Source organism: Tsukamurella sp. II2bb, assembly GCF_057815145.1.
On record NZ_JBYPZI010000006.1, the window covers coordinates 54671 to 80109 of the forward strand.

The 25439-nt window shown below is 70.9% G+C and carries 24 protein-coding genes; 11 read left to right on the top strand and 13 right to left on the bottom strand.

Annotated elements, in window-relative coordinates; translation table 11 throughout:
• Positions 1-15 precede the first annotated feature (15 nt).
• The 3 genes from AC21LY_RS14500 to AC21LY_RS14510 all read right to left on the bottom strand — a co-directional run bounded on the left by AC21LY_RS14500 (position 16) and on the right by AC21LY_RS14510 (position 2501).
• Positions 16-654 carry a response regulator gene (locus AC21LY_RS14500; RefSeq protein ID WP_489047214.1) on the bottom strand — a complete coding sequence of 213 codons (639 nt, stop codon included), beginning with the start codon at positions 652-654 and terminating at the stop codon, positions 16-18.
• 75 nt (positions 655-729) lie between these two features.
• Complete coding sequence (locus tag AC21LY_RS14505) at positions 730-1686, bottom strand: electron transfer flavoprotein subunit alpha/FixB family protein (protein WP_489047216.1); 957 nt, start codon at positions 1684-1686, stop codon at positions 730-732.
• A gap of 35 nt (positions 1687-1721) precedes the next feature.
• Positions 1722-2501, bottom strand: coding sequence for an electron transfer flavoprotein subunit beta/FixA family protein (locus tag AC21LY_RS14510; RefSeq protein ID WP_489047217.1), 780 nt, complete (start codon positions 2499-2501; stop codon positions 1722-1724).
• 207 nt (positions 2502-2708) lie between these two features.
• Between AC21LY_RS14510 and AC21LY_RS14515 the strand changes: the two genes are divergently transcribed.
• From AC21LY_RS14515 to AC21LY_RS14530, 4 genes are all read left to right on the top strand, one after another.
• Positions 2709-3455 carry a class I SAM-dependent methyltransferase gene (locus tag AC21LY_RS14515; protein ID WP_489047218.1) on the top strand — a complete coding sequence of 249 codons (747 nt, stop codon included), beginning with the start codon at positions 2709-2711 and terminating at the stop codon, positions 3453-3455.
• A gap of 44 nt (positions 3456-3499) precedes the next feature.
• On the top strand, positions 3500-5002 hold the full coding sequence (locus AC21LY_RS14520; RefSeq protein WP_489047523.1) for a 1,4-alpha-glucan branching protein domain-containing protein: 1503 nt from the start codon (positions 3500-3502) through the stop codon (positions 5000-5002).
• Between the two features lies 1 nt (position 5003).
• Positions 5004-6326, top strand: a complete 1323-nt coding sequence (locus tag AC21LY_RS14525; protein WP_489047219.1) for a glycosyltransferase family 4 protein — start codon at positions 5004-5006, stop codon at positions 6324-6326.
• 71 nt (positions 6327-6397) lie between these two features.
• Complete coding sequence (locus tag AC21LY_RS14530) at positions 6398-6622, top strand: type II toxin-antitoxin system Phd/YefM family antitoxin (protein WP_489047220.1); 225 nt, start codon at positions 6398-6400, stop codon at positions 6620-6622.
• A gap of 4 nt (positions 6623-6626) precedes the next feature.
• Here the strand turns inward: AC21LY_RS14530 and AC21LY_RS14535 are convergent, their stop codons facing one another.
• Complete coding sequence (locus AC21LY_RS14535) at positions 6627-7379, bottom strand: acyltransferase (protein ID WP_489047221.1); 753 nt, start codon at positions 7377-7379, stop codon at positions 6627-6629.
• Positions 7380-7478: 99 nt separating this feature from the next.
• Between AC21LY_RS14535 and AC21LY_RS14540 the strand changes: the two genes are divergently transcribed.
• The 3 genes from AC21LY_RS14540 (at position 7479) to AC21LY_RS14550 (ending at position 10091) form a co-directional block, all read left to right on the top strand.
• Positions 7479-8810, top strand: a complete 1332-nt coding sequence (locus AC21LY_RS14540; RefSeq protein WP_489047222.1) for a PQQ-binding-like beta-propeller repeat protein — start codon at positions 7479-7481, stop codon at positions 8808-8810.
• Between the two features lie 18 nt (positions 8811-8828).
• On the top strand, positions 8829-9596 hold the full coding sequence (gene map, locus AC21LY_RS14545) for a type I methionyl aminopeptidase (protein WP_489047223.1): 768 nt from the start codon (positions 8829-8831) through the stop codon (positions 9594-9596).
• 84 nt (positions 9597-9680) lie between these two features.
• On the top strand, positions 9681-10091 hold the full coding sequence (locus tag AC21LY_RS14550) for a hypothetical protein (RefSeq protein ID WP_489047224.1): 411 nt from the start codon (positions 9681-9683) through the stop codon (positions 10089-10091).
• Between the two features lie 43 nt (positions 10092-10134).
• Here the strand turns inward: AC21LY_RS14550 and AC21LY_RS14555 are convergent, their stop codons facing one another.
• Positions 10135-10689 (bottom strand): TetR/AcrR family transcriptional regulator, encoded by a 555-nt coding sequence (locus tag AC21LY_RS14555; protein ID WP_489047225.1) that lies wholly within the window; start codon positions 10687-10689, stop codon positions 10135-10137.
• A 96-nt stretch (positions 10690-10785) separates the two neighbouring features.
• Between AC21LY_RS14555 and AC21LY_RS14560 the strand changes: the two genes are divergently transcribed.
• On the top strand, positions 10786-11739 hold the full coding sequence (locus AC21LY_RS14560) for an alpha/beta hydrolase (RefSeq protein ID WP_489047226.1): 954 nt from the start codon (positions 10786-10788) through the stop codon (positions 11737-11739).
• 3 nt (positions 11740-11742) lie between these two features.
• Here AC21LY_RS14560 and AC21LY_RS14565 read toward each other — a convergent pair whose 3' ends face one another.
• The 6 genes from AC21LY_RS14565 to AC21LY_RS14590 form a co-directional block, all read right to left on the bottom strand.
• Entirely contained in the window at positions 11743-12894 is a 1152-nt protein-coding gene (locus tag AC21LY_RS14565; RefSeq protein ID WP_489047227.1) for a pyridoxal phosphate-dependent aminotransferase, read from the bottom strand.
• 104 nt (positions 12895-12998) lie between these two features.
• The gene (locus tag AC21LY_RS14570) at positions 12999-14147 is read right to left on the bottom strand and encodes a class I SAM-dependent methyltransferase (protein WP_489047228.1); all 1149 of its coding nucleotides are present in this window, start codon (positions 14145-14147) and stop codon (positions 12999-13001) included.
• Complete coding sequence (locus AC21LY_RS14575; RefSeq protein ID WP_489047229.1) at positions 14147-15109, bottom strand: class I SAM-dependent methyltransferase; 963 nt, start codon at positions 15107-15109, stop codon at positions 14147-14149. Before AC21LY_RS14575 ends, AC21LY_RS14570 begins: the two co-directional genes overlap by 1 nt.
• Positions 15110-15207: 98 nt before the next feature.
• Positions 15208-15996: an enoyl-CoA hydratase/isomerase family protein gene (locus AC21LY_RS14580; RefSeq protein ID WP_489047230.1), complete on the bottom strand. Its 789-nt coding sequence runs from the start codon at positions 15994-15996 to the stop codon at positions 15208-15210.
• Between the two features lie 73 nt (positions 15997-16069).
• On the bottom strand, positions 16070-16717 hold the full coding sequence (locus AC21LY_RS14585; protein WP_489047231.1) for an NUDIX hydrolase: 648 nt from the start codon (positions 16715-16717) through the stop codon (positions 16070-16072).
• On the bottom strand, positions 16714-17586 hold the full coding sequence (locus AC21LY_RS14590) for an ABC transporter ATP-binding protein (RefSeq protein ID WP_489047232.1): 873 nt from the start codon (positions 17584-17586) through the stop codon (positions 16714-16716). Before AC21LY_RS14590 ends, AC21LY_RS14585 begins: the two co-directional genes overlap by 4 nt.
• A 49-nt stretch (positions 17587-17635) precedes the next feature.
• On the opposite strand from AC21LY_RS14590, the gene glgX reads away from it, so the two are divergent.
• Positions 17636-19771: a glycogen debranching protein GlgX gene (gene glgX / locus AC21LY_RS14595; protein ID WP_489047233.1), complete on the top strand. Its 2136-nt coding sequence runs from the start codon at positions 17636-17638 to the stop codon at positions 19769-19771.
• A 23-nt stretch (positions 19772-19794) separates the two neighbouring features.
• Here the strand turns inward: glgX and serB are convergent, their stop codons facing one another.
• Positions 19795-21024 (bottom strand): phosphoserine phosphatase SerB, encoded by a 1230-nt coding sequence (serB, locus tag AC21LY_RS14600; RefSeq protein WP_489047234.1) that lies wholly within the window; start codon positions 21022-21024, stop codon positions 19795-19797.
• A gap of 82 nt (positions 21025-21106) precedes the next feature.
• Positions 21107-22837 carry an aa3-type cytochrome oxidase subunit I gene (gene ctaD, locus AC21LY_RS14605; RefSeq protein WP_489047235.1) on the bottom strand — a complete coding sequence of 577 codons (1731 nt, stop codon included), beginning with the start codon at positions 22835-22837 and terminating at the stop codon, positions 21107-21109.
• A gap of 246 nt (positions 22838-23083) precedes the next feature.
• Between ctaD and AC21LY_RS14610 the strand changes: the two genes are divergently transcribed.
• A complete protein-coding gene (locus AC21LY_RS14610; protein ID WP_489047236.1) occupies positions 23084-24028 on the top strand; it encodes a TroA family protein in 945 nt (314 codons plus the stop codon).
• Positions 24029-24420: 392 nt separating this feature from the next.
• Positions 24421-25416 carry an AurF N-oxygenase family protein gene (locus AC21LY_RS14615; RefSeq protein ID WP_489047524.1) on the top strand — a complete coding sequence of 332 codons (996 nt, stop codon included), beginning with the start codon at positions 24421-24423 and terminating at the stop codon, positions 25414-25416.
• The last annotated feature ends 23 nt before the right edge of the window (positions 25417-25439 follow it).

The following is a 25439-nucleotide window of genomic DNA, read 5'->3' on the forward strand; positions in this document are numbered from 1 at the left end:
CGCCCGCAGTCCGGCTCAATCCCGGGACGCGAACCGCGCCAACTCGACCCGCGATCCGGCGCCCGTCTTCTGCCGCAGGTTCGCGATGTGCGCCTTGACCGTCGACTCCGCGACGTGCAGCCGACCGGCGATAGCGGCATTGCCCAGCCCCTCGGCGACGAGCGCCAGGACATCCCTCTCCCGGTCGGTGAGCGGCACGGCGGGCCGCTGCGCCGGCGGGGCCGCCGCGGCGCGGGCGCGGAGGGCATCGTCGAGCACCCGGCGCGCGGGTCCGGGCGACATCGGCACCTCACCGTCCAGCGCGCGGCGCAGACCGTCGAGCAGCGCCTCGGGAGCGATGTCCTTGACCAGGAAGCCGACCGCGCCCGCCGCGAGCGCCGGATACATGTGCTCGTCGTCGTCGAAGGTGGTGAGCACCACGATGCGGGCGGACGGGTCCGCGGCGACGATCTGCTCGATCCCGCGCACCCCGTCGACCCCCGGCATTCGCAGATCCATGAGCACGACGTCGGGTGCGAGTTCGCGGTAGGCGCGGGCGGCCTCGTCGCCGTTCGTCGCCTCGCCCGCGACGGTGAAGTCGGGCGCCGCGGTGAGCAGCATCGTCAGCCCGTCGCGGATCAGCCGCTGGTCGTCGACGATCAACACGCTGCGCACGGGAACGATCCTAGACGCGGAAGAGCCCCGTCCGGAGAGTTCCGGACGGGGCTCGTGCGAGGAGGCGGAGTCCGCTTATCCCTTGTGCGCCTTGACGGCCTCGGTGAGCTGCGGGGCGACGTCGAACAGGTCGCCCACGATGCCGTAGTCGGCGATCTCGAAGATCGGGGCCTCTTCGTCCTTGTTGACGGCCACGATGGTCTTCGAGGTCTGCATGCCGGCGCGGTGCTGGATGGCGCCCGAGATGCCCAGGGCGATGTACAGCTGCGGCGAGACGGTCTTGCCGGTCTGGCCCACCTGGAACTGGCCCGGGTAGTAGCCCGAGTCGACGGCGGCGCGCGAGGCGCCGACGGCGGCACCGAGCGAGTCGGCGAGCTCCTCGACGACCGAGAACTTCTCGGCCGAACCGACACCACGACCACCGGAGACGACGATCGACGCCTCGGTGAGCTCGGGGCGGTTGCCGCCCTCGATCGGCTGCTTCGAGGTGATCTTCACGGCGTTCTCGGCCTCAGCCGGAACCGCCACGTCGATGATCTCACCGGCGCCGGCGACACCGTCGGCCTCGATGGCACCGGGGCGCAGCGAGGCGACCGGGGTGTCGCCACCGGCGGTGGCCTCGACGGTGAAGGCGCCACCGAAGATCGAGTGCGTGCCGGTGCCGCCGGGGCCGAAGGCGATCACGTCGGCGAGCAGACCGGAGCCGAGGCGCGCGGCGACGCGGCCGGCCACCTCCTTGCCCTCGAACGTGGCGGCGGTGAGCACAGCGGCTGCGCCCTGGCTCTCGGCGAGCTCGGCGAGCACGCCGACCTTCGGGGTGACCAGGTACTCCGCCGCCTCGGCCGACTCCGCGCGGTAGATCTTGGCGGCGCCGGCGGCCTTGAGCTGGTCGGCGATCGCGTCGGTGGTGCCGGGGGCGCCCACGACGACGGCGGCCGGCTCACCCAGAGCCTTGGCGGCGGTCAGCAGCTCGGCCGTGACCTTCTTGAGCTTCCCGTCGACCTGCTCGACGAGGACGAGTACGTCTGCCATAACGGCTTCTCTCCTTATGAGTGGATTCGAGGGTCTCAGATGATCTTCTGGCCGATGAGGAACTGCGCCACCTTGGTGCCGCCGTCGCCCTCGTCCACGACCTTCTCGCCCGCCTGCTTCGGCGGCTTCGGGGTGACGCCCGTGACCGTGGAGCCGGCGTTCGCGCCGCCGACCTCGTCGAGCTCGACGCCGATCTCCGCGAGGGAGAGCACGTTGATCTCCTTCTTCTTCGCGGCCATGATGCCCTTGAAGGAGGGGAAGCGGGGCTCGTTGATCTTCTCGTTCACCGAGACGATCGCCGGGAGCGAGGCCTCAAGAGCGAAGACGCCCTCGTCGGTCTCGCGCTCGCCGGTGAGCGAGTCACCGTCGACATTGAGCGTGCGCATGTGGGTCAGCTGCGGCAGGCCCAGGTACTCGGCCAGGATGGCCGGGACGGCGCCGACGCGGCCATCGGTGGCCTCGTTACCGGCGATGACCAGCTCGACACCCTCGATGGTGCCCAGCGCGCGGGCGATGACCCACGCGGTCTGAATCGCGTCCGAGCCGTGCATGGCGTCGTCCTGGACGTGGACGGCCTTGTCGGCACCCATGGACAGCGCCTTGCGGATCGCGTCCGTGGCGCTCGCGGGACCGACGGTCAGCACCGTGACCTCGCCACCGTGGGCCTCCTTGATCTGGAGCGCCGCCTCGACCGCGCGCTCGTTGATCTCCTCGAGCCACGGATCGATCGACCGGTCGACCGTGAAGTCATCGGACAGCTTGCGTTCGGACCCGGGATCGGGAGCCTGCTTGATCAGTACGACTACGTTCGTCATTGGTCTTCGTCGACCTCCATCGATGATCGGATACTCGTAGGGCACATTCTCACACTGCTGTGAGGAGCGGAAATCGTCCCCACCCCAGAGTTCGGCGAGTCGAACCTAGCACCACCTCACACCACTGTTTAACGCCAGAGTAAGTTACTTACTGGTAACTGTCCATGTGGGGTGGCCCACGCCCCCCGACGAACTAGGCTGGGAAGAATGTGTGACCCGCTGCCCCTCACCGGTGAGCGAACAGTTCCCGGTATCCCCGAGGAGAACTACTGGTTCCGCCGGCACGAGATCGCGTACCTCGCGATCGTCGACCGCTACGCCGGGAAGTCCGTCTTCGAGGCCGGTAGCGGCGAGGGCTACGGCGCCGCGATGCTCGCCGACGCCGGCGCGACGGTGACCGCCCTCGACTACGACGAATCCGCGGTCGCGCACGTGCGCGCCGCCTACCCGGCCGTGACGATGCTGCACGGCAATCTCGCCGAGCTCCCCCTCGAGGACGCCTCCGTGGACGCCGTCGTGAACTTCCAGGTGATCGAGCACCTGTGGGACCAGCCGCAGTTCCTCCGCGAGGTGGCGCGGGTCCTGCGCCCCGGCGGCGAGCTCGCGATCTCGACCCCCAACCGCGTCACCTTCTCCCCCGGGCGCGACACCCCGCTCAATCCCTTCCACACCCGCGAGCTGAACTCCGCCGAGCTCACCGAGCTGCTGACGGAGGCCGGGTTCGACGTCACCGAGAAGCTCGGGGTCTACCACGGCGCGCGTCTCGCCGAGCTCGACCGCCGCCACGGCGGGAGCTTCATCGACGCGCAGATCGAGCGCTCCCTGGCCGGTGAGCCCTGGCCCGAGGAGCTGTCGGTGGACGTCGCCGCCGTCGCCGCGCAGGACTTCGACCTGCGCCCCGACGCGCCCGACAGTCTCGACCTGTTCTTCTACGCCCGGAAGCCCGGAGCGTGAGGGCACCGTCGGGCAGCCCGACGGTGACGGGCCGCGAGCCCGGCATGATCGCGTTCGTCCTGCACTCGCACCTCCCGTGGCTCGCCCACCACGGCGCATGGCCCGTCGGCGAGGAGTGGCTGTACCAGTCGTGGGCGGCCTCGTACCTGCCGATGGCCGAGATGCTCGACCGGCTGGCCGCGGAGGGCCGCACCGACCAGCTCACGCTCGGCGTGACCCCCGTCCTCGCCGCGCAGCTCGACGATCCGTACTGCCTCGAGGCCATGCACCACTACCTCGGCAACTGGCAGCTGCGCGCACACGAGGCGGCGCTCTCCGGGCGGCCCGCGTCGGCCGAGCTGGGCGCGCGGGAGCATCGCAATGCCGCGCACGCGCTGGAGCTCTTCGAGACGCAGTGGCGGCACGGCGGCACCCCCGTCCTGCGCCGCCTCGCGGACGCCGGCACCGTCGAACTGCTCGGCGGGCCGCTCGCGCACCCCTTCCAGCCCCTGCTCCACCCGCGCCTGCGTGAGCTCTCGCTGCGCGAAGGACTCGCCTACGGGCGGGCCCGGCTCGGCTCCCCCGCGCGGACCGGGATCTGGGCTCCCGAGTGCGCCTACAAGCTCGGCATGGAGGCCGGGTACGAGGCCGCGGGCGTCACGCACTTCATGGTCGACGGGCCCACGCTCGGCGGCGACACCGCCCTCGCCCGCCCCGTCGGCGCGTCCTCCGTCCTCGCCTTCGGCCGCGACCTGCCCGTGAGCTACCGGGTGTGGTCGCCCAGGTCGGGCTACCCCGGGCACGCCGCGTACCGCGACTTCTACGCGCACGACCACGCGACGGGTCTCAAGCCCAGCCGGGTCACCGGCAAGAAGGTCGCCGAGGCGGACAAGGCGCCGTACGACCCCGCGCGCGCCGACGCGGCCATCGACAAGCACGTCGCCGACTTCGTGAACACCGTGGTCGCACGGGTGCGGTCCGAGAGCGCGCGGATCGGGCGCGACGCCCTGGTGGTCGCGGCCTTCGACACCGAACTCTTCGGGCACTGGTGGTACGAGGGCCCGATCTGGCTCGAGCGCGCGCTCCGCGCCCTGCCCGAGGCCGGTGTGCGGGTCGGGACGCTGCGCTCCGCGGCCGAGGCCGGCTACGTGGGCGCGCCGCGCGAGATCGCGGCCAGCTCGTGGGGCTCCGGCAAGGACTGGCACGTCTGGGACGGCCCGCAGGTGCGCGAGTTCACGTCGCTCAACGAGGAGATCACGACGACGGTGCTGCGGGTGCTGGACAAGCGCGCCGGGCGGACGCGCGATGTGGTCAGCGACCAGGTGCTGCAGGAGGGGCTGCTGTGCCTGCAGTCCGACTGGCCGTTCATGGTCTCCAAGGACACCGCCGCCGGCTACGCGCGGGACCGCGCCTACAAGCACGCGCACGCCCTGCGGGAGATCGCGGAGGCGGCGGAGCGGGGCGACGAGGCCCGCGCGGTCGCCCTGGCCCGCGGCTGGCGCCTCGCCGACGATCCGTTCCCCGGCCTCGACGCCCGGCGTCTCCCGGCCCCACTGGGAGGGTTCTGACATGCGCGTCCTGCTCGTCTCCTGGGAGTACCCGCCCGTCGTCGTCGGCGGGCTCGGCCGGCACGTCCACCACCTGGCGCTGCAACTGCGCGACCAGGGGCACGAGGTGGTCGTGGTGTCCCGGCAGCCCACCGGCACCGATCCGCGCAGCCACCCGACCACCGACGCCGTGCACGACGGCATCCGCGTGATCATGGCCGCCGAGGACCCCCTGGCGCTGGACTTCGGCACCGACATGATGCCCTGGGTGCTCTCGATGGGGCACTCCATGCTCCGGGCCGGCCTGCGGCTGGCCGGCTACAACCCGACCGCGGGCGAGGACGCGCTGCACGGCGCCGGCACCGTCGGGCGGCCCTGGGTGCCCGACGTCGTGCACGCGCACGACTGGCTCGCCGCGCACGCCGCCGTCGGGCTCGCCGAGGCCTTCGACGCGCCGCTCGTGGCCACGATCCACGCCACCGAGGCGGGCCGGCACAGCGGGTGGGTCTCCGGGCCCGTGAACCGGCAGGTGCACTCGACCGAGTGGTGGCTGGCCAACGAGGCCGACGCCGTGATCGCCTGCTCCCGGTCCATGTCCGACGAGGTGAACCGGCTGTTCGGCCCGGGCCTCGCCCAGCTGCACACCATCGCGAACGGCATCGACGCCACCGCCTGGCCCTACCGGGACCGCACCGGTCGGCAGGCCCGACGGGGCGCGCCGCGGCTGCTCTACGTCGGCCGGCTGGAGTACGAGAAGGGCGTGCAGGACCTCATCGCCGCCCTCGCCCGGGTGCGCCGGACGCACCCCGGCACCACGCTGACGGTGGCCGGGGACGGCACGCAGGCCGCGTGGCTGCGGGGCGTCGCCCGCGAGCACCGGGTGCTGCGGGCCGTCGAGTTCACCGGTGCGCTCGACCACGGGGAGCTCGTCGCGCAGCTGCATTCGGCCGACGCGCTGGTGATCCCCTCGCGGTACGAGCCCTTCGGCATCGTCGCGCTCGAGGGCGCCGCCACCGGCATCCCCGTCATCGCCACGGCCGCCGGCGGCCTGGCGGATTTCATCCGGAACGAGGAGACGGGCCTGTCCGTCGAGCCCGCCGACGTTCCCGCCCTGACGGCGGCGATCCGCACCGTGCTCGACGATCCCGCCGCAGCGAACACCCGGGCCCGCGCCGCGCGCACCGAGGTCGAGGAGCTGACCTGGGACGCCGTCGCGCGGGAGACCGCGCAGGTCTATCTCGCGGCCAAGCGCCGCCCCCGCACCCCGCTCGGGCGCCGGGTGATCGACGAGCGGCCGCTCCCCGAGCGGGATCCGACGAACCCGATCCCCACGACGTCGACCTGACGGAATCGGGAAACCGATCACCGAGCCCGGCGAGGCTAGCGCCCGGCCGTCTCAGCGGGATACCGTGCGGTATGACGGCGATGCACCAGGTGAGCGTGCGGGAACTGCGCAATCAGGGCGGGCGGGTCCTGGATCGGGTCGCGCGCGGCGAATCGCTCACCGTCACCCGAGATGGCACGCCGGTGGCGGAACTCGTTCCGATCCGGCGCCGCAGCCTGCCCGCCGAGGAACTGGTTCGAGCGGCACGTCGTCTACCGACGGTGGATGCCGCCCGGCTCCGGGCGACCCACGACTGATCCGTCAGTCCCCCGGCAGCCCGCGGGCCTCGGCCTTCTTGCGCTCGATGTCCGCCAGGGCACGCTCGAGTTCGGCGCGCTCCGCGACGTTCGCGTCCCACATGTCCTTGCGGTTCTTGACCACCTTGGCGGGCGAGCCGACGGCGATCGAGTAGGGCGGGATCACGCCGCGGACCACGGCGTGCGCGCCGAGCACACTGCCGTGCCCGATGAGCGTGTTGCGGGTGACGGTGACCTTGGTGCCCACCCAGGTGTCACCGCCGATCCGGACGGGACCCTTGATGATGCCCTGGTCCTTGATCGGCACGTGGATGTCGTCCATCTTGTGGTCGAAGTCGCAGATGTAGCACCAGTCCGCCACGAGCGACGCGGGACCGAACTCGATGTCGAGATAGCAGTTGACCACGTTGTCGCGCCCGAAGACCGACTTGTCGCCGATCCGCAGGGAGCCCTCGTGGCACCGGATCTTGTTCGAATCGCCGATGTGCACCCAGCGGCCGATCTCCATCCGGCCGAGCCCGGGCGTCGCGTGGATCTCGACGTTCTTGCCGAGGAAGACCATGCCCTTGAGAACGATGTGCGGGTTCGCCAGCCGGAACTTCAGGAGTCGGTAGTACCGCACCAGGTACCAGGGGGTGTAGGCCTTGTTCTTGAGGACCCAGCGCAGCGACGCGGGCGTGAGGAATCGCGCCTGCTGGTCGGCCTGCCGCGCGTGCCGCCACCGCGATCGGTACGGGGCGTTCCACATGCTCGTCATGGAGGGGAGCCTATCCGGCGGGTGCGCCCCGGCGGTCCGGTACCGCCGCCACGATAGTCTGTGGGGCGATCATCGTCAGCGAACAGTCGAGGGAGACACATGCGGTTGGGTAGGCGCGCGCTCACGCTGGGCGCGACGGTGGCCGCCGCCGCGGTCCTGGTCTCGTGCACGCCCGACACCACCTGGGTGTACGCCGACGATTCCGCCGCCTGGCCCGGCATGTACGGGGACTCGCGCAACAACTCCTACACGGAGAAGGACGCGGCCCCGTCACTCGTGCCCGCCTGGACGCGCGCCCTGGTCGGCCCGAACACCGTGGCACCGTCGATCTCCAACCGCGGCGTGATCTCCGTGACCGCCCGCACCGAGACCGGCTGTACCACGTTCAACCTCGAGCTCACCGTGGGCCGCAAGACCTACTGCCGCCGCGACGCCGCGGGCGCCGACCTGCAGGCCCCGCTGGTGGACCAGTTCGACTACACCTACCTCGGCATCCCCGGCTGGTTGTACAGCTTCAACGCGGACAACCAGGTCCGCTGGCGCTACCCGACCGCGGGCGCGCCGCTGTGGATCAAGCTCGCCGGCGACAACACCGTGCTCGCGGTGACGCACCTGGGCCAGGTCGTGCTCGTCGATACGCACGACGGGGTGGCCGCGGGCGCCGCGATCGGACTGTTCCCGCAGGTCTCGGCGAACGCCAACGGCGCCGGCCTCGAGGACTGCGCGACCAACGGGCCCGGCTGCCCGGTCTCGGGGCCGCCCGCCGTCGACACGAGCGCCGAACGCGCCTTCGTGGTCGTCGGTACCAAGAGCGGACCGTCGAAGGTGACGGCGGTGGATTACGACCGCAACGGCGGGGGGCGGCACGACCTGCGGTACGCGTGGGAGCGCACGGACCTGCCCGACGGGGTGATCGGCTCGCCCGCGCTCTCCGCCGACCGCTCGACCGTGTACGTGAACCTCCGCAACAAGAAGCTGGCCGCGCTGGACGCGAAGACGGGCGCCACCAAGTGGACCCACGATCTCGGGTACCAGAGCACCCTGCCCCCGTCGGTCGCGCCCGACGGGACGATCGTTCCGGCGGCGCCGGGCCTGCATCGCGCGGCGTTCGTCGGGCTCAAGGACGAGGGCTCGAGCGTCCGCGAGGTCTTCAAACGGACCGATGTCTCGATGGTCTCCCCCGCCACCCAGATCCGCGGCGGCGTCGGCTACGCGGTGATCCGGTCCTGGGCGGCCGTGCAGTCGCAGCTCATCGAGTTCCGCACCGACACCGGCACCACGCTGCGCACCTTCGACCTCCCGGACTCGGTGAAGTCCACCTCGGGCGTCTCCATCGGGCCCGACGGCGAGCTCGTCACCGTCGGCGACGACGGGACCGTCTTCGCCTTCACGTCCGGGCGCCGCACCGGTGACAGCGTCACCAAGAAGTAGAACGGGAGCACGCCGACCATGATGGAGCTCAAGACCCCCGCCGAGATCGCGAAGATGCGCACCACGGGCATCTTCATCGCCGAGCTGCTGGACGAGCTGACCGGTATGGCCGAGGTCGGGATGAACCTCATGGAGCTGGAGTACCGCGCGCGGACGATGATCGAAGACCGCGGCGCCGTCTCCTGCTACTGGGACTACGCACCGTCCTTCGGCAGCGGCCCGTTCCGCAATGTCACGTGCCTCTCGGTGAACGACGCCTGCCTGCACGGCCTTCCGCACGACTACGTCTTCGCCGACGGCGACCTGCTGACGGTCGACATCGCCGTGTCCATCGACGGCTGGGTCGCCGACGCGGCGCGCAGCGTCAGCGTGGGCACCCCGCGCGAGGAGGACACCCGGCTCATCGAATGCACCCGCGTCGCCCTCGACGCCGCGATCGACGAGATGCGGCCGGGGAACAAACTGGGCACCGTCTCCGCCGCCATCGGCGAGACCGCCAAGCGGTACGGCTACCCGGTGAACACCCAGTTCGGCGGCCACGGCCTGGGCCGGACCATGCACGAGGACCCGCACGTCCCCAACACGGGCAAGGCGCGCAAGGGCATGCTGCTGCGCACCGGCACCACCCTGGCGCTCGAGCCGTGGTTCTGCGCCACGACCGACAAGATCATCTTCGATCCCGACGGCTGGACCCTGCGGTCCGCCGACGGTTCCCGCGCCGCGCACAGCGAGCACACCGTCGCGATCACCGAGGACGGTCCGCTCGTCCTCACCGCGCGGGCGTAGTCGAGCAGAACCGGTGTCCTTCGATCGAGGGACAGCGGCGCGGATACGCCACACGCGGTGCGAACTCCCTCATATCATCCGCTGATGACTGACCGCCGCGCCTTCCGCCCCTCGGTTCTGGCCGCCGTCCTGCTCGCCGCATCTGTCGCGGCGTGCGGCGCGGACAACGGCCCCGCGGCTCCGCAGACCGACGACGAGAAGATCACCGCGCTCTACTCGAAGTTCTACGATGCGCTGCAGAAGAAGGACGACGCGAGGTTCCTCCAGCTCGTCTGCCCGCTGGTCCGGCCGGACATCAAGCCCAGTGCCTGGTACGGCGACGCGTCGAAGATCCCCAAGCCTGCGACGACGGTCTCGGAGGCCTACATCCCCACCACAGCGACGACCGCGGCCCCGCACGCCTCGCAGTGGCGGCGCATAACCTCCGTCGGAGGTGAGAAGCTCGGGATCCGGATCGCGAAGCTCGACGCGGACTGGTACATCTGCGAGACCTAATGATCCGGGGCGATGACCGTCATCGCCCACCGATCCGCCACGGCTAACGCTGGGCGCCGATGAGCACCCGGGCGGCCTCGCGAGCACCGTCGACGACGCCGTCCGGGCCGAGGATGGCGGCGGTGGCGAGCGCCCCCTCCGTGAGCAGGCCGATCTGCACCGCGACGGTGTCCGGCAGGCCTGCGTCGGCGACCAGGGCGGAGAGTTCGTCCCGGTAGCACGCCTTGTTGTGCACCGCGGCCTCGGCCACGGCGGAGGAGGTGCTGCCGAGCTCGCCGTAGCTGTTGATGAAGGAACAGCCGCGGAAGTCGTTCTCGGCGAACATCTCGTCGAGCCAGTCGAAGACGGCGAGCACGCGCTCCTCCGGCACCGCGGCCCGGTCGACGTACTTGCGCAAGCCCTCGGTCCACCGCCGGTCGCGGATCGCGAGCACCTCGGAGACGAGAGCATCCTTCGACGGGAAGAGCTTGTAGATCGCCTTGAGCGAGACACCCGCGGCGGTGCGGATCTCGTCCATCCCGACGGCCTGGATCCCCTTGCCGTAGAACAGCTTCTCCGCCGCTTCCAGGACGGCCACCCGCTGCTGATCCACATCCATTTCCGTTTACCCCTTGACGCGAGAACGATCGTTCCCCTACTCTAGCACTCAGTGTGAGAACGGACGTTCTCCACTCGACCCGACAAGGAGCAGATCATGAGCAAGACCATCCTCGAGCCCGCAGCCCAGGCCTTCTCCGATGCCACCGCCAATCCTCCGTACCTCTTCGACCTGGGCCCCGTCGAGGGCCGCAAGACCGTCGACGAGGTGCAGTCCGGTGAGGGCGTCGCCCTGCCCGAGGTCGACGAGGAGTGGATCACCGTCGCCGGCGGGCCCACCGGCGAGGTGCGCACCCGGATCGTCCGCCCGAAGGGTGCCACCGGCGTCCTGCCCGTGATCTTCTACATCCACGGCGCCGGCTGGGTCTTCGGCAACGCCCACACCCATGACCGACTGGTCCGCGAACTCGCCGTCGGTACCGGTGCGGCGGTCGTCTTCCCGGAGTACGACCTCTCCCCCGAGGCGCGCTACCCGATCGCGATCGAGCAGAACTACGCCGTCGCGCAGTGGGTCGTGACGGGCGGCGCGGAGAAGAACCTCGACGGCACCCGCATCGCCGTGTCCGGCGACTCCGTCGGCGGCGACATGGCGGCCGTCCTCGCACTGCAGGCCAAGGCCCGCGGCGACGTGAAGCTCGCCGCCCAGGTCCTGCTGTACCCGGTGGTCGACGCGAACTTCGACACGGGTTCGTACCACGAGTTCGCCGAGGGCTACTTCCTGCGCCGCGACGCGATGCAGTGGTTCTGGGACCAGTACACGACCGACGAGGCCCAGCGGGCCGAGATCTTCGCCTCGCCCTTGAATGCATCGCTGGACGAGCTCGCCGGGCTGCCGCCGGCCACCGTCATCACCGCGGAGGCGGACGTCCTGCGCGACGGCGGCGAAGCGTACGCCGCCAAGCTCCGCGAGGCGGGCAACCAGGTCACCGCGGTCCGGATCGGCGGCGTGATCCACGATTTCATGATGCTCAACGCGCTGCGCGAGACCCACGGCGCGCAGGCCGGTTTCGACATCGCGATCACCGCGCTGCGCCGGGCCCTCACGGCCTGAGCGTCACCGCCGGAACACCGGCTCCAGGCGCTCCAACGCCTCGGAGATCTCCGAGGTCGCGCCGGCGAAGCTGAGGCGGATGAACCGATCGCCCCGGGCCGTGTCGAAATCCAGGCCCGGGGTGATCGCCACTCCGGTCTCGTCGAGCACGCGGGCGCACCAGGCGAGCGAGTCGCCGGTGAGGTGGCCGATGTCGGCGTAGGCGTAGAAGGCACCGTCGGGCGGCGCGACCTCGGTGACGCCGAGCCCGCGCAACCCGGCGAGCACGATCTCCCGGTTCCGCGCGTACCCCGCCACGTGCGCGTCCAGTTCGATCCGGGCCTCGTCGGAGAACGCCGCGACCGCGGCGTACTGGCTGATCGCGGGCGGGCAGATGGTCAGGTTGGCGGTCAACCGCTCGACGGGACGCCGCAGGTACTCCGGCAGCAGCATCCAGCCGAGCCGCCACCCGGTCATGGCGAAGTACTTGGAGACCGAACCCATCACCACCTGCTCGCGCGAGAACTCCCACGCGCACGCGGTGGGCCGGCCGTAGCTCACCCCGTGGTAGATCTCGTCGGAGATGAGCAGCGTGCCGTGCGCCTCGCACCAGCGTGCCACGTCGGCCAGGTCCTTACGTGCCAGGATCGTGCCGGTCGGATTCGCGGGACTCGCAACGATGAGTCCCTTCGGCGGCCCCGGCAGGTCCTCGTGCATCGCGACGGTCGGCTGGTACCGGGTCTCGACGCCGCAGTCCAGTTCGACGACCTCGCAGCCCAGGGCGTGGAGCGTGTTGCGGTAGGCCGGATAACCCGGCCGCGCCATGACGACGGTGTCCCCCGCGTCGAACGCCGCGAGGAAGATCAGCGTGAACGCACCCGACGAGCCGGTGGTCACCGCGACCGCCTCGGGGCCCACGTCGACGCCGTAGGTGCGCCCGTAGTGGGCCGCGATGGCCTCCCGCAGGGGCGCGATGCCCATCGACTCGGTGTAGCCGAGCGGCCCGGCGTCCAGCGCGGCGTGCGCCGCGGCGAGAACCGGCTTCGGCGCCCCCGCCGACGGCTGCCCCGCGGCGAGGGAGATCACGTCGCCGTGGGTCTCCCGGCGCCGCGCCGCCGCGGCCAGCACGTCCATGACGTGGAACATCTCGACCTCGGACCGTCGCGATTCCTGCATGCCGACCATCGTGTCACGGAGGGTGCCGTCAGAAACCAGACGCCGGCGCGACGAGGATGGAAATGCTTCGGCCGCTCTCCGCAGAACGCCGGTTTGTGACGGCGCTACCGAGTAGGGCGGGTCAGGAAGGCCGTGACCTCGCGCCCGGTGCGGGTGATGATCACCGTCATCGACTGCGAGCCCTGCAGTTTCAGCCGCTTGCGCAGTACGTCCGGGTCGACGCCGGCACCGCGAGTGAGGATCTCCACCGAGCCCACGTCCCGGCGCCGCAGCTCGGCCCGCAGCGTCTTCTCCGAGAACTTCGCGACGTCGAGGATCTCGAAACCCCTCTCGCCGTCGGGAACCGCGTCGCCGGTGAGGTAGGCGATGTGCGGGTCCAGCTGCCACAGGTCGTGCCGGGCGGCGTAGTGCCGCACCAGCCCCGCGCGGATGACGGCACCGTCGGGCTCGATGAGGTACCGGCCGGGCGGCGCCGGGTCCACGTCGTGCGGCGCGGTCGAGACCACCTCGAATCCCCCGCGCGCCCGCAGCACGCTCGCCCTGGTCAGGCCGGGAACGGCGACGGGGCCCGACCACAGGCACGCCTCGCGGACGCCGCCGTCGAGGGAGACGATCTCGACCTCGCCCGCGAAGCCGCCCCGCCGGAGCGCGGCGTAGTCGATGCCCGGGGCGGTCTTCACCGCCAGGGAACGGCCACGATAGGCCTCCCGCAGGGCGGAGAGCGCCGGCGACATCTGCTCGGGGTCGACGATGCGCCGCCCGCCGGCCCGGCGCGCCGGATCCGCGATCACGACGTCCGCGGTCGACGTGGGGGTGAGCGCGTCGGCGATGTGGACGAGGGCCCGGGGCACGTTGTGCGCCGCCATCCGCGCCCGCACGGGGTCGAGGTCGCTGCCGACGACCCGCGGACACACCTGGACGAGGGCGTGCAGCTCGGTGCCGATCGAGCACGTCACGTCGTGCACCGACAACCAGGCCAGGCGCCGCGCCCGGTGTTCGGCGACCGCGGCGGGAGTGGCCTGCTGCACGGCCTCGTCCGTGAACAGCCACCCGTCCACGTCACCGAGCTTCGCGACGGCGCGGCGGCGCGCCCGGACCTGCTCGATGACGGCGGGGGCGTACGGGCCCGCGAGACCGCGCACCGTCGAGACGTCCGCCAGGAGGCTCGCCTCGGTCAGGGCCAGACGGTCCGCCGCAGCGATCGCGGCGGCGCCCTCGGCCGACCGGAGGTAGGCGAGCCCCGCGGCGTCCACTACCGCGGCTTGGTCCCGGTGATCGCCAGGTTGTAGAAGAACTTGCGCGGGACCACGCGGCGCATGACGGCTTCGTCGAGTGCGGAGAGCTTCTTCCAGCCGCCGAAGGCGAACCCGGCCCAGCCGAAGCCCAGCTTCTCGGGCGGCACGGCGGCCTCGAAGGTGCGCACGGGCCAGCCCAGGAAGGCGGCGGTCAGCTCGTCGGTGGTGGCCTTCACGTCGGCGGCGCCGGCGCGGGCGGCCATCGCCTCCATCTCGTCCGGATCGAAGGTGTGGATGTCGACCACGGCCTCGAGCGCCGCGGCGCGCGAGGACTCATCGAGCTCGGCCTGCGGGCGGCGCCAGTCCGAGAGGAAGGGCAGCTTCGTCGCGTTGGTGGTGACGGCCCAGGTGATGCGGCCCAGCCAGCGCGCGTAGAAGTCGCCGATGGTGGTCGGCTCGCCCGCGAAGACGAACCGGCCGCCCGGCTTGAGCACGCGCAGGACCTCGCGCAGCGACTGCTCCACATCGGGGATGTGGTGCAGCACGGCGTGGCCGACGACCAGGTCGAAGGTGTCGTCCTCGTACGGGATGGTCTCCGCGTCCGCGACGCGGCCGTCCACGGTGTGGCCGAGGGCCTCGCCGTTGCGCAGCGCGACCTTCACCATGCCCGGCGAGAGGTCCGTGACCGAGCCGGTCTCGGCGACGCCCGCGGACATGAGGTTGAGCAGGAAGAAGCCGGTGCCGCAGCCCAGTTCCAGGGCACGGCCGTAGGGCTTCTCGTTCTCCCCGCCGGTGGCGGCCTCGAACCGGTCGCGGGCGTAGTCGATGCACCGCTCGTCGAAGCTGATGTGCCACTTCTCGTCGTACGTCTCGGCCTCCCAGTCGTGGTAGAGCACCTGGGCGAGCTTCGTGTCGGAGAATGCGGCCTCAACCTGGTCCGCCGTGGCGTGCGGGTTGGGGGCCGGCTGCTGGTCGGTCATGAAGGCCTTTCGAGAAGATTGTTCCCGTCAGGTTACCGTTCGGTCAGATCGCCGCCAACCCGCCGTGATGAGAACACGTTCTGCCACGGCGGACCCGACTACTTACCGACGAACGTCGCCTTGCCCGGCCCGTTCTCGATGAACGAGGTCATCCCGATGGTGCGGTCCTCGGTGGCGAACAGGCCGGCGAACAGGTGACGCTCGATGGCCAGGCCCGTGTTCAGGTCGGTGTCGAGGCCCTGATCGATGGCCTGCTTGGCTGCGCGCAGCGCCTGCGAGGCGGCGCCGGTGAACTGCTTCGCCCAGGCCAGCGCCGCGGCGTAGACATCGTCGGGGGCGACGACCTCGTCGACCAGGCCGATCTGCAGCGCCTCCTCGGCGCCGACGAACCGCCCGGTGAACACCATGTCCTTCGCCTTCGACGGCCCCACCAGGCGCGCCAGGCGCTGGGTGCCGCCACCGCCGGGGATCACGCCGAGCAGGATCTCCGGGACTCCCACCTTGGCGTTGTCGCCGACGATGCGGCGGTCGGCACCCAGCGCCACCTCGAGACCGCCGCCCAGGGCGTATCCGGTGATCGCGGCCACCGTCGGCTTCCCGATCGAGGCGATGGCCGAGAGCCCGCCCTGCAGCCGGGCGATGGCGGCGCTCATGTCCGCGTAGCCCATCGCCTGCATCTCCTTGATGTCGGCGCCGGCCGCGAAGACCTTCGGGCCGCCGTAGACGACGACGGCCTTGATGTCGTCGCGCCGGTCCGCCTCCGCGGCGAGCTGCGCCAGCTCGTCCTGCACCTGCGAGTTGAGGGCGTTCATCGGCGGCCGGTTCAGGCGGATGGTGCCGATGCCGGGGTGCTCGTCGGAGGTCTCGAGGGTCACGAATTCAGTCATGACCCCAGAGGTTACCGGGTGCCCCGACCATTAGTTGGACGTCCACGTAAATCCGGCCGGTGCCGGGTCACCGTCAGTCGATCGTGGTCCCGGCCGCGTACTCGGCCCAGCCCGGGAACCGTCGTTCCTCGCGCGTCATCCCGTCGACGATGGCGACGGGCGTCAGGTCCGCGGCCTCCGCGGCCCAGCCCAGGACGTCCTCGACGGTGTCGAACGGGAGGAGCTGGAAGAGCTGGGAGTACGTGGGCGCCATCAGCTTGCTGCGCCCCGCGAGCCACGCGTCGATCACGGCCTGCGGCCGGTGCCAGCCCGCCGATACCGCCTCGGTGGTCACGCACGTCGCCTCCTGCCCCGCGGGGAGCGCCGCCAGGTAGAACATCGTGTCGTACCTGCGCGGCCGGCCGGGCGGGGTGACCCACCGCGACAGCGGCACCAGGTCGTCCGGGTCCACGCGCACGCCGCACTCCTCGTACGTCTCCCGCGCCGCCGTGAGCCGGAGGTCGTCGTCGTCCGACGGCTCGATGCCGCCACCCGGGAAGACCGTCACGTCGGGGGCGAACTCCATGCCGCTCGCCCGGGTCTGCACGAAGACCTCGAGGCCCGACGGCGCCGTCCGCAGCAGCAGGACGGTGGCCGCGGGCCGGACGGGGACGTCCGGAAGATCGCGCCGATGACCCGCACCCTCCGCGCGGCGGGCTGCCGCCGCCTCGTCGCCGCTCATGCCTGCAACCTCCTTCGGCCCGGGCGCGACGCTCTGCGGGCGAAGAACCTGCCGTCCACCTCGTCGAGCAGGATGCGCTGGCTGAAGGTCTCCGACAGCACCTCCGCGGTGAGCACGTCGCCGATCAGGCCCTGCGCGACGACGCCGCCCTCCTTGAGCATCAGGGCGTGCGTGAACCCCGGCGGAACCTCCTCGACGTGGTGCGTCACGAGGACGATGGCCGGGGCGTCGGGATCCTGCGCCAGGGTGTCGAGGCGGGCGACGAGCTCCTCACGACCACCGAGGTCGAGGCCGGCGGCGGGCTCGTCGAGCAGCATGAGCTCCGGGTCCGTCATGAGCGCGCGGGCGATGAGGACGCGTTTGCGCTCCCCCTCCGAGAGCGTGCCGAAGCGCCGGTTCGCCAGATGCTCCGCACCCATCGACTCGAGCACGTCGACGGCGCGGCCGATGTCCACCTCGTCGTAGCGCTCGCGCCACCGGCCGAGCACCGCGTACCCGGCGGAGACCACGAGGTCGGTCACCAGCTCGTCGTCCGGCACCCGGGCCGCGACCGCGGCCGAGCAGACCCCGATCCGCGCCGTGAGGTCCTGTACGACCGTCCGCCCGAGCACCTCGCCCAGGATGTGCGCGGTCCCCGCGCTGGGGAAGTCCTGCGCCGAGGCCAGCCGCATCAACGAGGTCTTGCCGGCACCGTTCGGGCCGATCACGACCCACCGCTCGTCGAGTTCCACCCGCCAGTCGATCGGACCGACCAGGGTCCGGCCGTCGCGCCGCAGGCTGACGCCGCGGAAATCGATCAACAGGTCCTGGTCGGGTTCGTCGGGAAGGGCGGCGGCGGGCGCGGTGGAAGCGGCGGCGGGATCGGACACATCACCATCCTGCCGCACGGAACGGGTCGCGGTTGGCAGGATGGTCCCCGTGTCCACAGCCCATCGCTCCCTCACCCCCGGCTCCGCCCATCCCCTCGGCGCCGTCCCACAGCCCGGCGGCGTGAACTTCGCCGTGCACGCGCCCCAGGCCACCGCCGTCTGGGTCTGCCTCGTCGACGCGGACGACTCCGGGGCCCGCCGCGAGCAGCGCCTGCGGTTACCGGCACAGACCGCCGGGGTGCACCACGGCTTCGTGGAGGGGATCGGCGAAGGAACGCGGTACTGCCTGCGGGCGGCCGGACCGTGGGCGCCCGAGCGGGGACTGCGCTTCAACGAGAACAAGGCCCTCATCGACCCGTACGCCCGCCGGATCGACGGTGCGCTGGGCGACGGCACCGCGCTCCTGCCCTACGGGGAGGACGGCGGACCGTCGGACGTCGACTCGCTCTCCGACATCCCCCTGTGCGTGGTCACGGGCGCTCCCCCGGCCCCGGAGCCGGGGCCGGGTGTGCCCTGGGAGCGGACGGTGATCTGCGAGGTGCACGTCGGCTCCTACACCGCGCGCCATCCCGGCGTCCCCGAGGAACTGCGCGGCACCTACCTGGGGCTGGCGCAACCCGCCGTGATCGAGCACCTGCGCCGCGTCGGCGTCACCGCGGTCGAACTGCTGCCGGTGCAGGCCTGCCTGACCGAGCCGGGCGTGCGCGGCCGCGGCATGCGCAACCACTGGGGCTATTCGACGGGGGCCTATTTCGCCCCGGACCCGCGGTACGCGGCCCGCCCGGGCCACGAGATCGAGGAGTTCGCGGAGATGGTCTCCGCGCTGCACTCCTCGGGTCTCGAAGTCCTGATGGACGTGGTCTACAACCACACCGCCGAGGAGTCGGTGGCGGGACCGTCGCTGTCCTGGCGCGGCCTCGACGCGCCGGGCTACTACCTCCTGGAGAACGGCGACGACCTGGACTACACGGGCTGCGGCAACACGGTGGACTCCGCGTCCCCCGCGGCGGTGCGGATGGTGCTCGACAGCCTCCGCTACTTCGCCGGCGAGCTCGGCGTCGACGGCTTCCGGTTCGATCTGGCGAGCGTTCTCGGCCGCGGCCGCTCCGGCACGGGCCCGCAGGGCCCGGTGATCCCGTTCGACCGCCGCGCTCCCCTCCTGACGGCGATCGCCACGGACCCGGTGCTCTCGACCCGCAAGCTCATCGCCGAGCCCTGGGACGCCACCGGCGAGGGCTACCAGGTGGGCGGTTTCCCGCCGGTCTGGGCGGAGTGGAACGACCGCTACCGCGATACGGTCCGCGACTTCTTCGCGGGCGGCTCGACCGTGGGCGCGCTCGCCTCGCGCGTGTCCGGCAGCCAGGACCTCTTCGGCGCGCAGGGCCGCACGCCCTTCTCGTCGATCAACTTCATCACCGCGCACGACGGCTTCACCGCCCGCGACCTGGTCAGTTACGAGCGCAAGCACAACGAGGCCAACGGTGAGAACAACCGCGACGGCACCGACAACAACCACTCCGTCAACCACGGTTTCGAGGGCGGTACCAACGATCCGGCGATCCTCGCGGCGCGCGCCGCGCACGTCCGGGCGCTGCTCGCGACGCTGCTGCTGTCCACGGGCACCCCGATGATGCTCGGCGGCGACGAGCTGGGGCACACCCAGTACGGCAACAACAACGCCTACTGCGTGCCGGAGGGAACGCCCGCGGCCGAGGCCTTCGCCGTGGACTGGGAGTCGGCCGACGCCGACCTGATCGCCTTCGTCGCCCGGGTGGCGGCCGTCCGCCGGGCGGCACCGGTGCTCCGGCAGAACGAGTTCTTCGAGGGCCGCTCGACCAGGGACGGGGAGCCCGATCTCGCGTGGTTCGGCGCCGACGGTGCCGAGATGCCCGGCGAGGCGTGGCAGTCGCCGGAGGTCCGCACCCTGCAGGCCTGGGTCGACGGTTCCGACGTCCGCGCCCCCGGCCGCGACGGCGCGGCCGCGGAGAAGAACGCGCTGATCATCTGGCACGCCGGCGGCGAGGCGTCGGTCGTGCTCGGCGGGCCCGAGTCGTGCACGCACGACTGGGAGCTCATCGTCGACACCACGCTCCCCGCGGGCGTCCCGGCGGAGCGCACCGTCTACCCGTCGGGCGCGTCCGTCACCGTCGCGGGCCCGACGGTGCTGGCCTTCCAGCAGGCCTGACGGGGCTCAGGACTCGATCAGGCTCAGCTCTCGATCGGGACCCGGCGGAGCTGGCCGTCGACGGCGTCCGCCGCCTCGATCTCGTCACGGGTCACGCCCAGCACGAAGAGCACCGCGTCGAGATAGGGGTGCGAGAGGGCGGCGTCGGCGACCTCGCGCAGCGCGGGCTTGGCGTTGAAGGCCACGCCGAGCCCCGCCGCGGACAGCATGTCGATGTCGTTGGCGCCGTCCCCGACGGCCACGGTCTCCTCGACCGGGACGCCGAAGGTCTCGGCGAACTCCTGGAGGGCGCGGGCCTTGCCGGGCCGGTCGACGACCTCACCGACCACCCGGCCGGTGAGCACCCCGTCGACCACCTCGAGGGTGTTGGCGCGGACGAAGTCGAGTTCGAGGTCCTGCGCGAGCGGCTCGATGACGGCGGTGAAGCCGCCGGAGACGACACCGCAGCGGTAGCCGAGGCGCTTGAGGGTGCGGATCGTGGTGCGCGCCCCGGGGGTCAGCCGGAGGCCGGCGGCCACGTCGTCGATGACGGACGCGGGCAGGCCGGCGAGATTGCGCACGCGGGCGTGCAGCGACTGCTCGAAGTCGAGCTCGCCGCGCATCGCGGCCTCGGTGACCGCCGCGACCTCCGCCTCCTTGCCGGCGCGCGCGGCCAGCATCTCGATGACCTCGCCCTGCACGAGGGTGGAGTCCACGTCGAAGCAGATGAGCCGCTTGGAACGCCGCGCGATGCCGGCGCGTGAGGTGGCGATGTCGACGCCCTGTTCCTTGGCGACGATCGCGAGCCCGGCCCGGAACGCGGCCTCGTCGGCCCCCTCCGGCACCGTCACCCTCAGCTCCAGGGCGGTCACCGGATAGTCGGCCAGGCCGGCGATCGACTCGATGTTGACGTCGCGGGCGGCGAGCGCGGTGGTGAGCGCGGAGAGGGAGCGGGCGCTCACGGGAGCGCCCAGGAGCACGACGGCGTGCGTCGGCACGGGCGGACGGGGCGGCTGCTCCGCCGTGATCTCCACCGCGACGTCCATCCGGACGGTGGCCATCGCCTGTTCGACCAGCTCCTGCACGTGCTCGGGGTCGCCGTGCACCGCGGCGAGCACGCCCAGGGTGAGGCGCCCCCGGATGACGGTCTGCTCCACGTCGAGGACGCTGACCTCGTTCCGGGCGAGGACTCCGAACAGGACGGAGCTGACGCCGGGCTTGTCGCTGCCGGTCACAGTGATGAGGATCGTGGGGTCCGAGGTCGCATCGTGCACGGGGAAATCGTAGTCGCCGCCCGGGAACGCCGAACGGCGCCTCCCGAGTGGGGAGACGCCGTTCGTCGTGCGGTCCGGGCGATCAGACGTCGCCGCGCTCCTGCGAGTGCTTGTCACCCACGCCGGGACCCGAGTGGGCCTCGGTGCGCATGCGCTCGACCATATGCGGGTAGTGCAGCTCGAACGCGGGACGCTCGGAGCGGATGCGCGGCAGCTCGGTGAAATTGTGCCGCGGGGGCGGGCAGCTGGTGGCCCACTCGAGGCTGTTGCCGAAGCCCCACGGATCGTCGACGGTGACGACCTCGCCGTAGCGGTAGCTCTTGAAGACGTTCCACACGAAGGGCAGCGTCGAGGCGCCCAGGATGAACGCGCCGACCGTCGAGATCTGGTTCAGCGTGGTGAAGCCGTCCGTGTCGAGATAGTCGGCGTAGCGACGCGGCATGCCCTCGGCACCGACCCAGTGCTGGACCAGGAAGGTCATGTGGAAGCCGATGAAGGTGAGCCAGAAGTGCCAGCGGCCGAGACCCTCGTCGAGCATGCGACCCGTCATCTTGGGGAACCAGAAGTAGATGCCCGCGTAGGTGGCGAAGACGATGGTGCCGAAGAGCACGTAGTGGAAGTGCGCGACCACGAAGTAGGTGTCGGAGACGTGGAAGTCGATGGGCGGCGAGGCGAGGAGCACGCCGGTCAGGCCTCCGAAGAGGAAGGTCACGATGAAGCCGATCGAGAACAGCATCGGCGACTCGAAGGTTATGTGACCTCTCCACATGGTGAGGATCCAGTTGAAGAACTTCACGCCGGTGGGCACCGCGATCAGGAAGGTCATGAAGCTGAAGAAGGGCAGCAGCACCGCGCCGGTGGCGTACATGTGGTGCGCCCACACCGCGACGGAGAGCGCCGCGATGGCCAGCGTGGCCAGGACCAGGCCGCTGTAGCCGAAGATCGGCTTGCGACTGAACACGGGGAAGATCTCCGAGACGATGCCGAAGAAGGGCAGCGCGATGATGTAGACCTCGGGGTGGCCGAAGAACCAGAACAGGTGCTGCCACAGGATCACGCCGCCGTTGGCGGGGTCGTAGATGTGGGCGCCGAACTGGCGGTCGACCTCGAGGCCCATGAGGGCGGCGGTCAGCAGCGGGAAGGCCAGCAGGATCAGCAGCGAGGTCACCAGGATGTTCCAGGTGAAGATCGGCATGCGGAACATCGTCATGCCGGGGGCGCGCATGCAGATCACGGTGGTGACCATGTTGACGGCGCCGAGGATGGTGCCGAGACCACCCACGCCGAGACCCATGATCCACAGGTCGGCACCGGGGCCGGGCGAGTGCAGCGCGTCGGTCAGCGGGGTGTACGCGGTCCAGCCGAAGTCGGCGGCGCCACCGGGGGTGACGAAGCCGCTGATCACCATGATCGCGCCGAAGACGAACAACCAGTAGCCGAAGGCGTTCAGGCGCGGGAAGGCGACGTCGGGCGCGCCGATCTGCAGCGGCAGCACGAAGTTGGCGAAGCCGATGACGATCGGCGTCGCGTACAGCAGCAGCATGACGGTGCCGTGCATCGTGAACAGCTGGTTGAACTGCTCGGTGGAGAGGAACTGCAGGCCCGGGTTGGCCAGCTCGGCGCGCATCAGGAGCGCCATCAGACCGCCGATGAGGAAGAACGCGAAGCACGTGACGATGTACATGATGCCCAGCGTCTTGTGATCGGTCGTCGTGATCAGCTTGTAGATGAACGACCCCTTGGGCCCGGTCCGCTGCGGGTACGGACGTGCGGCGGTCACCTCGACTGCCGGACGATGCGCTTGCGCGGTCACAAATCCTCCTGCCCCGGGCCTATCGGTACCGCGGCTGTCGGTACCGGCTTACGGCCTCTTCAATCAGGTCATTCGGGTGGCGTTCGCTCACGGCGGACACCACCCTCGTGGGGTAAGCGTAGCCCCTCGCCCCCGCGCTTGTCCCCGCGGTCCTACTCTGCGTCGTACTCGCGTCGCGGAGACGGCCGGAAGGGCCGCTCCTGCTACCGTGGCGCACGGCCGGAACTACAGGTGAGGACAGTCGTCGTGAACAGGCTCGGAACTATCAGGACGGGCGCCGCGATCGCGCTCACCGCCGTCGCGGGCACGCTCCTCACCGCGTGCGGCGGCACCGAACCGATCCAGCAGCCCTTCGCCTCGATCGCCACCACCACGACCCGCCTCGCCTCGGCGAACATCATCGGTCTCGACCGCAAGCCCGACGAGGCCTGCGCCGCGCCCGTGGCCGGCGGGCCGGCCCCGGCGGCCATCGTCGTGGCCGATCCCGCACTCCTCGACGGACTGTGCGCCCTCGGCCTGCAGAACCGCGTGAAGGCCGTCGCCGGCGACGTCCCGTCCTACCTCGGCGGCACCCTGGCGAAGGTCCCGAAACTCGCAGACGGGATGCGCGCCGACGTGGCCGTCGGCACCGCGCAATCGGCCGAGGCGAACCGCCGCGCGGGCGCGACGGTGACGGTCCCGGCACCGTCGGCGGACTGGCGCCGCAGCTTCCTCGCCCTGGCCGACGCCGTGCGGATGCCGGCCGAGGCACGCGCCGTCCTCGACGCCTACCAGCGCGACGCGGCGGACAAGTCCGTCAAGATCGACGCGGTCCACTCGACCGTCTCGCTGGTGCGATTCACCGCGGACGGCAAGTCCCTCGCCGAGGGCACGGCGCCGCTCGCCGCCCAGGTCCTCGCGGATCTGCGGGCCGCTCGCCCCGAGGTGCAGCGCAAGGCCGAGCCCGTGGAGATGTCGGACAGCGACGTCTCCGCCGCCGAGGGCGACCTCATCTACGTCGGCTACGAGGGCGAGAAGGGCAGGGAACACGGCCAGGCGGTCATGACGTCGAAGCCGTGGAAGAGCCTGCGCGCGGTGGTCGCGAAGCGGCAGTTCCTGGTACAGGACTCCGCCTGGTTCTCCCCCGGCGGCCCCGTCGCGGCCGGCATCGTGCTGCACGACGTGAGCAACACGATCAAGGCCTCCTCCTAGCCCGTCGGCCTACTCACCCGTCGACCTACTTCACTCCTCCTTCGGCCCGGACGGCCCCGCCGCCCGGGTCGCGCCGCGTCGTGGAACCGGTTGCCGGAAGAACCGGTTCTCGCGACCCAGGACACGGCCCGACGGCCGTGACGAGCATCACATCCACGTCGGAAAACCGCAGGCCCAGCGCTCGGTGCACACCTGTTCACGGATTCCTCCCGACAGACCCTTCATTCATGCTTGTCGCAAGTGATAGCCTGAGGACGATTGAGTCTCATACACGGCTTCTACCAGCACAGATGCCTGTGGGATTTCCCACAGAAGGCGCGCGGAGAAGCGAGTACGAGCCGACGGAGAGTGCCAGGAAAGGATCAATCATGGCCCTGCTGAACATGCCCCGGATGACGCATATGGCGCGCATGCGTGGCCGCTCGTTCCCCGGTCAGGCCGAGTACGAGCAGACCCTCCACGACCTCTCGGAGGCCTCGGTCAACCGGAACTTCGACCCGTACATCGACATCGACTGGGACGACCCGGAGCTGGCGATCGTCCCCGACGACCCGCGCTGGGTGTGCAACCCCCGCTTCGACCCGATCGGCCGCCACCCCTGGTACCAGGCGCAGCCGCTGGCCAAGCAGATCGAGATCGGCATGTGGCGCCAGGCCAACGTCGCCAAGGTCGGCCTGCAGTTCGAGTCGATCCTGATCCGCGGCATCATGCAGTACACCGCGGTGCAGCCGAACAACTCCCCCGAGTTCCGGTACGCGACGCACGAGGCGAAGGAGGAGTGCCAGCACACGCTGATGTTCCAGGAGTTCGTCAACCGCGTCGGTATGGATGTCCCCGGCGGAGCGTGGTGGTTCCGCCGCCTGTCGCCGATCATCCCGCTCGCCGCGACGACCTTCCCGAACATCTTCTACATGGGCGTGCTGGCCGGCGAGGAGCCGATCGACCACCTGCAGAAGCAGTTCCTGCGCTCCGCGGACACCCAGCACCCGGCGATGACCGCGGTCATGCAGATCCACGTGGCCGAGGAGGCCCGGCACATCTCGTTCGCGCATCAGCTGCTCGAGCACAAGATCCCGACCCGCGGCCCCATCCCCCGGTTCCTGCTCTCGCTGGCGATGCCGCTGGTGATGCGCGTCCTGCTCGGCGCCATCATGGTCCCGCCGAAGCAGTTCTGGGAGACCTTCGAGATCCCCCGGTCGGTGAAGAAGGACATCTTCTGGCGCTCGCCCGAGTCGAAGGCCATGCGCCAGGAGATCTTCGGCGACGTCCGGCTCCTGGCCGAGCGCACCGACCTGATGAACCCGGTCTCGCGCCTGCTGTGGCGCGCCCTCGGCATTCACGGACGGACCTCGCGATTCCGCAGCGAGCCGTCCTACGCCGCACAGTAGTCTCGAACCACCCCGATAACCGG

What these genes read in the sequence shown, in the direction of transcription:
- AC21LY_RS14515 (WP_489047218.1), top strand. Translation starts at nt 2,709, where the DNA reads ATGTGTGACCCGCTGCCCCTCACCGGTGAGCGAACAGTTCCCGGTATC.
- AC21LY_RS14525 (WP_489047219.1), top strand. Translation starts at nt 5,004, where the DNA reads ATGCGCGTCCTGCTCGTCTCCTGGGAGTACCCGCCCGTCGTCGTCGGC.
- AC21LY_RS14555 (WP_489047225.1), bottom strand. Translation starts at nt 10,689, where the DNA reads ATGGATGTGGATCAGCAGCGGGTGGCCGTCCTGGAAGCGGCGGAGAAG.
- map (WP_489047223.1), top strand. Translation starts at nt 8,829, where the DNA reads ATGATGGAGCTCAAGACCCCCGCCGAGATCGCGAAGATGCGCACCACG.
- AC21LY_RS14615 (WP_489047524.1), top strand. Translation starts at nt 24,421, where the DNA reads ATGACGCATATGGCGCGCATGCGTGGCCGCTCGTTCCCCGGTCAGGCC.
- AC21LY_RS14550 (WP_489047224.1), top strand. Translation starts at nt 9,681, where the DNA reads ATGACTGACCGCCGCGCCTTCCGCCCCTCGGTTCTGGCCGCCGTCCTG.
- AC21LY_RS14535 (WP_489047221.1), bottom strand. Translation starts at nt 7,379, where the DNA reads ATGACGAGCATGTGGAACGCCCCGTACCGATCGCGGTGGCGGCACGCG.
- AC21LY_RS14575 (WP_489047229.1), bottom strand. Translation starts at nt 15,109, where the DNA reads ATGACCGACCAGCAGCCGGCCCCCAACCCGCACGCCACGGCGGACCAG.
- AC21LY_RS14540 (WP_489047222.1), top strand. Translation starts at nt 7,479, where the DNA reads ATGCGGTTGGGTAGGCGCGCGCTCACGCTGGGCGCGACGGTGGCCGCC.
- AC21LY_RS14510 (WP_489047217.1), bottom strand. Translation starts at nt 2,501, where the DNA reads ATGACGAACGTAGTCGTACTGATCAAGCAGGCTCCCGATCCCGGGTCC.
- AC21LY_RS14565 (WP_489047227.1), bottom strand. Translation starts at nt 12,894, where the DNA reads ATGCAGGAATCGCGACGGTCCGAGGTCGAGATGTTCCACGTCATGGAC.
- AC21LY_RS14585 (WP_489047231.1), bottom strand. Translation starts at nt 16,717, where the DNA reads ATGAGCGGCGACGAGGCGGCGGCAGCCCGCCGCGCGGAGGGTGCGGGT.
- AC21LY_RS14530 (WP_489047220.1), top strand. Translation starts at nt 6,398, where the DNA reads ATGACGGCGATGCACCAGGTGAGCGTGCGGGAACTGCGCAATCAGGGC.
- AC21LY_RS14560 (WP_489047226.1), top strand. Translation starts at nt 10,786, where the DNA reads ATGAGCAAGACCATCCTCGAGCCCGCAGCCCAGGCCTTCTCCGATGCC.
- AC21LY_RS14580 (WP_489047230.1), bottom strand. Translation starts at nt 15,996, where the DNA reads ATGACTGAATTCGTGACCCTCGAGACCTCCGACGAGCACCCCGGCATC.
- AC21LY_RS14520 (WP_489047523.1), top strand. Translation starts at nt 3,500, where the DNA reads ATGATCGCGTTCGTCCTGCACTCGCACCTCCCGTGGCTCGCCCACCAC.
- AC21LY_RS14505 (WP_489047216.1), bottom strand. Translation starts at nt 1,686, where the DNA reads ATGGCAGACGTACTCGTCCTCGTCGAGCAGGTCGACGGGAAGCTCAAG.